Raw genomic sequence first — 9452 nt, 5'->3', positions numbered from 1 at the left:
TCGGCCCAGATCCGCGAAATTTTAATCAGCGAGTCAGCTTGGGAAGAAATGACCTGCTTATTCGCACCTTCCCTAAGCAGGATACGCTGGGGTTATTTGGAATTGTTATTATTTTGTGGAATTTAATCATTTGAAATATTTTGTTATATTGTTGATTTTAAATGAATAAAAATCATTGACGGAATGGCTATGCAGTATTGGCAATTAACTATTTTTAACTTAAGGAAAATCAATAAATAATTATGGGATTTAATAGCAAATTATCAAAATGATAAAGTGTGAGCCTGGAGAGAGTTTTGTTGTTAACGCCATATGATCAGTGAGTTAGCGCGATGCTGTGACAATGAAGATCTAAGGTTATGCATAACGACTGCATAAATGCCTGCGAGGGCTTAACAGCAAATTAACACATTTCCCGATAAACATGCGCTGACGCAAAACCTGTCGAGAAAGCGGTGGTATGGCAGTGAGAATTCTCGTATAAAAGATGAAAATGAAACGATGTTTTATATTGAGGGTTTGTTTATGCTTATCGGCAACATCCACCATCTGCAATCCTGGCTCCCTGACGAATTGCGCCAGGCCATTGAGCACGTTAAAGCCCACGTCACCGAGGCCACTCCGCTGGGCAAGCATGATATCGACGGCAACAACCTGTTTTATTTGGTCTCGGAAGACATGAGCCAGCCGTTCGCCGAGCGCCGCGCCGAGTACCACGCGCGTTATCTGGATATCCAGATCATTATGAAGGGGCAAGAAGGGATGACCTTCAGCACCCTGCCGCACGGCACACCGGACACCAACTGGCTGGCGGATAAAGACATCGCCTTCCTGCCGGAGGGCGAGCAGGAGAAAACCGTGGTGCTGAGCGAAGGGGATTTCGTGGTGTTCTGGCCGGGCGAGGTGCACAAGCCGCTGTGCGCGGTGGGGGCGCCTGCTAAGGTGCGAAAAGTCGTTGTGAAGATTCTGGTAGAGTAATTTCCCCTCACTCCAGGGGAGAGGTGTAAAAGTGCCCTCTCCCGGTGGGCTGAGGGATCCCCACAAAATAATACCAGCACGGACAACCCCCTCTCCCTTGAGGGAGAGGGCGGGGTGAGGGGGAACATACGGCAGCGGAGGTTATTCCGTTCACTTTATGTACCTTGCTACTCTGTAAGGTCATCACCTGTGAACGTGCCATGGCGGCTCAATCGCCGCCGCCCTGGCGACCCGGGCTCCCGGCGGTAAATCGCCGCTTCGCGGTACCTTCGGCTTATTCCTTCCGGCTTGTCGGGGACGGGCGGAGGAAACGTCCATGTAAAGCCCGCCCTCTCGGCGCATCCCTGCGCCTCGCCCCGGCCTGCAGGAAACGCCTTAGCGATTTACAGCCGGACCAGAACATCGCTGTAAGCCGTTAATTTTCCTGAAGCTATATTCTTCGCTTTTGGTTAAAAAATTACTGGGGATTCCTCACCCCGGTGGGAGAGGGCCAGGGTGAGGTCATCAGGCCGCAGAGGACTCAACCCCCAAGCGTCGCTACCATCACCGCCTTAATCGTATGCATCCGGTTTTCCGCCTGGTCGAACACGATGCTCGCCGCCGACTCAAACACCTCGTCCGTCACTTCCATCCCGCCGTGCAGATCGAACTCTTTCGCCATCTGCTTGCCGAGCGTGGTCTGGTCGTCATGAAACGCCGGCAGACAGTGCAGGAACTTCACGTTCGGGTTGCCGGTCAGCGCCATCATCTGGCTGTTCACCTGATAGCTCCGCAGCAACGCAATACGCTCCGCCCACTTCTCTTTGGCTTCGCCCATCGACACCCAGACGTCGGTGTAGATGAAGTCCGCGCCTTTCACGCCTGCTGCCACATCCTCCGTCAGGGTGATTTTCCCGCCGTTCTTCGCGGCCAGTGCGCTGCACTCTGCCACCAGGCTCTCTTCCGGCCAGCAGGCTTTTGGGGCGACCAGACGCAGATCCAGCCCGGTCAACGCGGCGGCTTCGAGCATGGAATTACCCATGTTGTTACGCGCATCGCCCGCATACACCAGCGTCATCTCGTTAAACGCTTTGCCCGGCAGGTGCTCCTGCATGGTCAGCAGGTCCGCCAGCAACTGCGTCGGGTGGAACTCGTTGGTTAGCCCGTTCCACACCGGCACGCCCGCATACTGTGCCAGGGTTTCAACCACTTCCTGACCGTGACCACGATACTGAATGCCATCGTACATGCGGCCAAGCACGCGTGCGGTATCTTTAATTGATTCTTTATGCCCAATCTGGCTTCCGCTCGGCCCTAAATACGTGACACGAGCGCCCTGGTCAAATGCGGCAACTTCGAAAGAGCATCGTGTACGGGTTGAGTCTTTTTCGAAGATGAGCGCGATGTTTTTACCGGTAAGCTTTTGTACTTCCTTGCCATTTTTTTTATCGGCTTTGAGTTGTGCGGCAAGAGTCAGCAGAGAAGTGAACTGTGCAGGGGTAAAGTCGAGCAATTTCAGAAAGTGTTTCTTGTACAAATCAGACATTTTATCCTCACATGGCGAACGCCACTTATTGAATTAAAATTCACTTTATATGTGTAATTATTCATTTGCAACCCCGTTTAACAAATCTTTCTCACAAAGGTGGAGGCAAACACGTCCGTGTGTGAAAATAGAAGTATCTGCCGCACTTTAAAGAGGATTGAGCCATGGCAAACCCGGAACACCTGGAAGAGCAACGCGAAGAGACGCGTCTGATTATTGAAGAGCTGCTGGAAGACGGTAGCGATCCGGACGCGCTGTACACCATCGAGCACCATTTCTCTGCGGATGATTTCGACGCGCTGGAAAAAATGGCGGTGGAAGCCTTCAAACTGGGTTACGAAGTGACCGAGCCGGAAGAGCTGGAAGTGGAAGAGGGCGACACCGTCATCTGCTGCGACATCCTGAGCGAAGGCGCGCTGAAGGCGGAGCTGATCGACGCGCAGGTAGAACAGCTGATGAACCTGGCCGAGAAGTTCGACGTGGAATACGACGGCTGGGGAACCTACTTCGAAGATCCAAACGGTGAAGACGGCGAAGAAGGCGACGACGAAGATTACATCGACGAAGACGACGACGGCGTGCGTCACTAATAGCGTTCAAGCGGCAGTGCATGCTGCCGCTTTCAAGGTTTAAACATGGATTACCCGCAGATACTCGCCCCCGTACTCAACTTCCTCCAGTGCCCGACCCCGCAAGCATGGATTGATAAAGCCCGCGACCCGGCGAACCTGCCGCTGCTGCTCACCGACCACATGGTGTGCGAGCTCAAGGCCGCCCAGACCGCGCTGCTGCTGGTGCGCAAGTACGTCGCCGACGAAAGCGGTGCCGACGCGCTGCTCGACTGGCTCAAACCCTACGAGCTGTTCACCTTCCGAGACGGCCCCGAGCCAGATTTCATCGCCCTGCACAAGCAGATTGGCAAAAGCGTGATGCCCAAAACCGACGACCCGTGGGGCCAGGCGCTTATCGACAGCATGGTGTTGCTGATCAAAGAGGAGTTGCATCACTTCTGGCAGGTGCGCGAGGCGATGCTGGCGCGCGACATTCCGTACGTCAAAATCACCGCCAGCCGCTACGCCAAAGGAATGTTGAAAGAAGTACGCACTCACGAACCGCTGACGCTGATCGACAAGCTCATCTGCGGCGCGTACATCGAAGCCCGTTCCTGCGAACGCTTCGCCGCGCTGGCCCCGTTTCTTGACGATGATTTGCAGAAGTTCTATCTCTCTCTGCTGCGCTCGGAAGCGCGCCATTATCAGGACTACCTGACGCTGGCCCAGCAGGTGAGCGATAACGATATCTCACCGCGTATACAGCTTTTTGGCGAAATTGAAGCCACACTTATCTCGACACCGGACAACGAGTTTCGCTTCCACAGTGGCGTGCCGGTGTAAACCGGCACAACTCAAGGATAAGGATGCGAGATGAATAAAACGTGGACCCGTATTGTCATTGTCGTCATCGCGGCCGCCGCCGTGGCGTTCTGGGTGTACTTCGATAAACAGCGTATGCAGCGCACCCCCGAACAGCAGCTTGATACCACCCTCAACACGATGCCTGCCTGGCAAGTGATTAAAGAGCAGGAGCCCGCGTTCCAGAAACGCATCCGCGAGCAGATCCTCACCATGCAGAAAGCGGGCGAGTCTGAACAGCACATTATCGACGTCATCCAGCCGCAGATTTTGACCCTGCAGATGTCACGCCTGCAGCATGCCCCGGACGCCAACGTGGTGGAGTATATGAAGGTCAACATGGAGCAGACTGCCGCCATCCAGAAGGTGAGCGACGACGCCTGTTTCCGCTTCCTCTACCCGGCAGTGAAAGGCGGCGTCAACCCGATGCGCGTGCTGGACCAACAGATGATGGCCCGCCGTATGCAGGCTGACGCCGACATGATGCGCGCAGCCTACGGCAAAAACAGCCACACCGTGACCCCGGCCGAACGCGAGGCGGCTGTCGAGGACGTGCGGCCTGTTATGAAGGAACTTGCCGATAAGTACGGCGAGGACATCCAGTTGCTGCAGATGCCGGAGAACGCGGTGGGCAAAGAGAAGCTCTCCTGCGATATGGTGCAGGAGATGTGGGCGAAGGTGCTGGCGCTGCCGGAGCAGAAGGCGGCGAGGGTGATTCGGCTGGCGGTTTCGGAACTGGATTGATGAAGGGCGCTGGTTTTTTGGGCACTTAGCGCGGGTTTAGCGCGTCGCCGCTTGCATGGCGGCGCGCGACAGGTATAATCCACAACGTTTCCGCATCCCCTTCAGTGCCGAAGTGGCGAAATCGGTAGACGCAGTTGATTCAAAATCAACCGTAGAAATACGTGCCGGTTCGAGTCCGGCCTTCGGCACCAAAAGATGCAAATCAAAGTCGCTTAAGGGCGGCTTTTTTTGTGTCTGGCATTTAGTGTCTGTCAGCTATCCGCAATGATGATTTGCTAAACAGCAAGCTCTTTCCAGGAAAGACGTCTATTAATTTTGGGTAGCGCAAATAAATCCTAATTCGACTATATTTTCACTTGAATTTACTCTAGGAATAGCCAAATATGACTAATGTCAAAGAGTCATAAAACGGATTTTATTCAAGTAGTCACACACATATTCATTAGGTTACCATCGAAAAATATGTAAATGGCAGGGTTAGACTGTGAGCTCAATTCCCCTTCGTAAGGCCCTCGGGGTCTTAGCAAAATCTTCTTCATTTTCGGTAAAAACGACGACTGATCGTTCTCATGATATCTACGACGATCTCAAGGATTACCTTTACGTCAAGCCTGAAATTGAATGTAATTTCGAGAAATGCCTGAGTGCTTTACAACCAGGTGAATACGTATTTTTGTGTGGTAGCAGTGGTGATGGAAAGTCGGAAATATTATCTAGATATTACGAAAAATACAAAAATCGCTATACTTTTCATCTAGATGCAACTCATAGCTTTTCACCAAATCAGTCTGCAATCGAAGCATTAAATGAACTATTTAATAGAGCAGGAGAAGGGCAGCCACCCTTAGTTGTAGGTATCAATATAGGGATGCTGGCTAACTTTGCTAAAGAGGGAGCGGATAGCCATGAGGCTTTACGAGCTGTGATCGAGCGCTTTTTGAATGGTGAGATTTGTTCGGAAGGACCCTATCACTTCCTTGATTTTGAGTCATACCCCAAGTTTCGCTTCAATGACGAGATGGGGAGCTACTCCAGCTTTATGCGCCGCTTACTTAAGCAGTTGACACAGCCAACAGATGACAATCTTTTTCATGTGATCGCTAGGGGTGATGAGCTCCGCCAGCGCGAGCTGAACATCACTACGAATTTCAGATTGCTTGCTAATGAGCATGTTCAGGAAATCATTATTACAACCTTGTTCAAGACACGATTGATCAAGGATCAGTTTATAACTACCCGTGCATTGTTAGATTTATTGCATCAACTCTTGGTTGGGGAACATTACCTTTTTGATAACTTGTTCCTGGCAAAGGATGATGAACTAAGCCAAAGAATTGCCGAGTTCGATCCCGCGCTTATCCATACTCAGGCTATAGATCAATTTGTTCTTCGATATGAGTTGAATTTACCAGACGCGGAACTCAACGCATTTATGGTAGAGTTGTCGACTATTGGAGTCCTCTTTACTGAGCCAAGAGAAAAGGCAGGGCAGGCGGCTTCGCTATTACGTCTTTTTTATTTGTTGAAAGATTTTGATTTTGGAAACAACTATCATCATCAGTTTAAAAGTGATTTTGAAGAATGCTTACTCGACCATTACGCTTCTGTATGGCGGCAACATTCACAATATTTAGGGAATAATCAAAATCAACTTGAGTTGCGTAATTTCTATGTCAGGGAATTGATTCCAGCTATTTTCACCTATGCCAATCGTAATGCGCCAAATCTTTCAAGACGAGAGTTATCATTAGGGCAATTTGGACAATGCCATGTTGCTGCACCTATTGAACTTAATGCGGACTACGATGCTATTAAGCATCAACATGTGGAAAAACACGACCATTTCTGTGCTTATCTTAAGGTCAATAATCAACCCCTAAAAGCGATGGAGATTAACCTAAATTTGTTTGAGTTGATCTGTAAGCTTAATAATGGTTATCGGCCTAATAAATATGATAAGAATGCCATTGTTTTGCTGGATGAAATAGTTGATCAGATTCGTGCATTTGCGAAAAAAAGCTTAGTGCTCAATTATTATGAAGGTGGTAAAAGTTATCGTCTAGGGTTAGATGGAAGTAAGATCACCGTAGAGGGAGAAATGTAATGACGACACAATATCCTATCCCTTTAGAATTGGCTGTATCCGATAAAAACAAACTCACAAATTATTGGCCTATTCGAAATAAAGGAAATGATTTTGACTGGGAAACGGTGACTGGTGTTGTACTTAGTCTCGCATTACGTCAGCAGATTAAGACCTATGATTTTGAGCAGTTTAAAAACGACTGTAAACAGCAGTTTGCTGAAAAACTTGATGATCCTGAGTTTTGGCCGGTACTTGAAAGAACATATTTTTCAAATGACTCTTTGTTTCAAATATCGCCATTGTTCTTATTGTTCAAGGCAAAAGGAAGGCAAAGTGGTCGTGCTGATATTGCTGCATCAGATCTTCGGCTATGTAAATTATTTGCTGGCCTTCTGGGGGATTTCTTCCTTGAAGAATCTCTTGATGATCGGCTAAATTTTGTAGAGCAAGAATTATTATCTGTCTTGAAGTCTAAGCTGGAACCTGGAAGAGGTGTAAATAATGATGAGAATCCTTATTTACCATTTTTGAACAAGGTATTTAAAGACGATATTCGTTTTCTGGCTTCACAACCTCAATATCTCTTACAAGCTTTGCCGGGTACGCTCAAGTTGTATTCCTTTGCTTACTGTTCGCAGTTAGCATTAAATATCACTGATTGGCAGAAAGAACCGCAAAGTAAGCCGTTGTATTTCATTCTGGATTCAGAAAAAGCGAGCTCAGAACGTACTTCCGTTAAGCGCTCAGGCTACAAATTGTTGGCTTCTGCCTGTGAGCGGGTTTTTCCTCTTCTTTCCGCGCTTGATGTTTTGCAACGGAATGATTCAAATAAGAAAAGACCACTTTGGCAAGTTTATCAAGAAGCTTTGCAATATAACGACCAGAATAATTTATTGGTGAAGTTGAATGGTTATTTTGATGAGTTTATAAAAAATCGCAATCTACAAGAACGCCCACCAGTAAAAAGCATTGAAGCTGCTTTTGAACAATTAAAAGACTTGGCGTTAGAGCAATTTAGAGATCCGAAAACTACTCGTGCCGGTGTAAATAAAAAATATGTCAAAGAAGCTGAGGAAAATATTCTTATAAGTTTTGTTCAAGCCCGAGGTGCTGCTGGACGCACATTGGTTCTAAATCAGGATCAGATGTTATTACTTACTAATCTAACTATTGGTAAGGAAGAAAAATTGCGTTTGCACGAATTACGTCAGGGATTCGAGCAACGGGGCTTTTATCTTGATAATCAGTCATTGCAAATGTTAGTTAGTTTCTATGAGCGCATGGGCAATGTTGAACGAATGAGTGATAGTGGAGACGCAGTGTATGTCCGCAAGACCCTTTGAACATTTCCTGGTTGAGCAATTTATCGAGTGGGTTAGTGACCAAATTCAACCCGGTTCTCGTTATCAATTCAAATCGCCAAGTGCAGAAAACGGTGCGGCTCTTTACAACGCGTTAATTGCCTTCACAGTTGAACAACCACTAGCAACGGCAGATGGTATTGCATTGCCATTTATAATGTGCAATGAAATTAAGGTGTTACCAGTACTACATGACGGTGAGAACGGTTTTACAGAAAACTACATTTCCCGTTTGCGTGACCTTGTTGCTGGGCGTAGCGGTGAGTTTGAAAAGACAGCGTTGCTTATTATTCACAACAGTATGCTAGATACACTCATCAACAGTGCATTTGATTTAGGAGGAGAGAATGCTGTTTGGCACCCTGGAAGTCTGTCACAACAATTAGCTGGACTCATCAATAAAGGCAGTACCCACAAAGAGCTTTCAGCATGTTTGCTTGAAGAGCAACTGACTATGATTACCGCGGAAGGTGCTACTGTTTTTGGATTTGCACCACTCTTTAGAGCTCTGGAAGATGATGGCAAACTTGATTTTGATGAGCTTCAGTTGTTTGATGATCCCGCAATTTTAAACTGGAGCGGTAATAAGGCCCAAATTAGTAAACGCTTGCAAGTTAACCGCAAACTACGTAGTGAAATTGAAGAGGCTGTTGAACACTATGATGTGGATCAGCTTGAGAGTGTTCTCAAAGAGTTTAGTTCAAGATTTATCCGACAGCATTTTCAGGATGAGAGTTGGCGCAAACTAGAGTTTGAAACCTATCTCAAAGAAATCGATGCGAACAAAGCGCAAAAATTATTACTCGAAGAGATTACTGTTGATGGTGGTATTTTACAGCCAAAAGCAAAAAGCCAAACAAAAGTAGGCCAACGTGATCTGAGTGTTATTATACAGTTACCACCTGGTCAACGCGAGCTTTCCCTATCTCTAACTTTCATTGGCAATGATCTGGATGAAAACCAGTTTAAGCTAATGCATAATACCGTTCTAAAAAAACAGGTTTCATATTCGATTAATCGTTCGGGGGGCAAGCGCTGCCGGGCAATAGCTACTTTGCCTGTGACGGGAGAACCGACATTTTTTACCCTTGAACTCAAGCGAGATAATCGCTCTGAAGAGTATAAGTTCCGCTGTCTGGTTGTTGAACAGGGAGAATTCTACTTTGATGAGTTACTGCACTGTTTCCGTGTGGATTCGGGAAAAAATTGGCTAACTCTCATGCTGGAAGACAATAAATTTAGAATTAACCCAGCTAAGGAGTCGTGTGCCGGTAATGACTCCAACTTATTGATAGTGTTTTATGTTCAGATAATGCCCGATGACTTTGTCATGCAGCTCCACCGAT

The 9452-nt window shown here is 47.6% G+C and carries 9 protein-coding genes and 1 tRNA gene; 7 read left to right on the top strand and 3 right to left on the bottom strand.

Annotated features, from left to right (window positions below):
• Window positions 1-525: 525 nt before the first annotated feature.
• Window positions 526-978 carry a YhcH/YjgK/YiaL family protein gene (locus V6E55_RS24200; RefSeq protein ID WP_236920984.1) on the top strand — a complete coding sequence of 151 codons (453 nt, stop codon included), beginning with the start codon at window positions 526-528 and terminating at the stop codon, window positions 976-978.
• Between the two features lie 520 nt (window positions 979-1498).
• Here V6E55_RS24200 and argF read toward each other — a convergent pair.
• Together argF and argL are read right to left on the bottom strand one after the other, a co-directional pair.
• Complete coding sequence (gene argF, locus V6E55_RS24195; RefSeq protein ID WP_236920985.1) at window positions 1499-2503, bottom strand: ornithine carbamoyltransferase; 1005 nt, start codon at window positions 2501-2503, stop codon at window positions 1499-1501.
• Entirely contained in the window at window positions 2473-2568 is a 96-nt protein-coding gene (gene argL, locus V6E55_RS24190; protein WP_213014347.1) for a putative translational regulatory protein ArgL, read from the bottom strand. Before argL ends, argF begins: the two co-directional genes overlap by 31 nt.
• A 99-nt stretch (window positions 2569-2667) precedes the next feature.
• Between argL and rraB the strand changes: the two genes are divergently transcribed.
• The 6 genes from rraB to dptG all read left to right on the top strand — a co-directional run bounded on the left by rraB (window position 2668) and on the right by dptG (window position 8088).
• Window positions 2668-3093 (top strand): ribonuclease E inhibitor RraB, encoded by a 426-nt coding sequence (gene rraB, locus V6E55_RS24185; RefSeq protein WP_025759886.1) that lies wholly within the window; start codon window positions 2668-2670, stop codon window positions 3091-3093.
• 45 nt (window positions 3094-3138) lie between these two features.
• Complete coding sequence (gene miaE / locus V6E55_RS24180) at window positions 3139-3897, top strand: tRNA isopentenyl-2-thiomethyl-A-37 hydroxylase MiaE (protein ID WP_236920986.1); 759 nt, start codon at window positions 3139-3141, stop codon at window positions 3895-3897.
• A 30-nt stretch (window positions 3898-3927) separates the two neighbouring features.
• Window positions 3928-4659 carry a topoisomerase II gene (locus V6E55_RS24175; protein ID WP_316944056.1) on the top strand — a complete coding sequence of 244 codons (732 nt, stop codon included), beginning with the start codon at window positions 3928-3930 and terminating at the stop codon, window positions 4657-4659.
• 106 nt (window positions 4660-4765) lie between these two features.
• Window positions 4766-4850: transfer RNA gene (locus V6E55_RS24170), tRNA-Leu, on the top strand.
• A gap of 293 nt (window positions 4851-5143) precedes the next feature.
• Window positions 5144-6763 carry a DNA phosphorothioation-dependent restriction protein DptF gene (dptF, locus tag V6E55_RS24165; protein WP_316944055.1) on the top strand — a complete coding sequence of 540 codons (1620 nt, stop codon included), beginning with the start codon at window positions 5144-5146 and terminating at the stop codon, window positions 6761-6763.
• Window positions 6763-8088, top strand: coding sequence for a DNA phosphorothioation-dependent restriction protein DptG (gene dptG, locus V6E55_RS24160; RefSeq protein ID WP_316944054.1), 1326 nt, complete (start codon window positions 6763-6765; stop codon window positions 8086-8088). Before dptF ends, dptG begins: the two co-directional genes overlap by 1 nt.
• Before the next feature lie 1303 nt (window positions 8089-9391).
• On the opposite strand, the gene V6E55_RS25920 is transcribed toward dptG, so the two are convergent.
• Entirely contained in the window at window positions 9392-9448 is a 57-nt protein-coding gene (locus V6E55_RS25920) for an IS1 family transposase (RefSeq protein WP_003032489.1), read from the bottom strand.
• Between the last annotated feature and the right edge of the window lie 4 nt (window positions 9449-9452).

The organism is Enterobacter sp. 342, assembly GCF_036663495.1.
Taxonomy (GTDB): Bacteria; Pseudomonadota; Gammaproteobacteria; order Enterobacterales; family Enterobacteriaceae; genus Enterobacter.
Note: the sequence above shows the minus strand (reverse complement) of the source record. Positions and strands in the feature narration are given on the sequence as shown.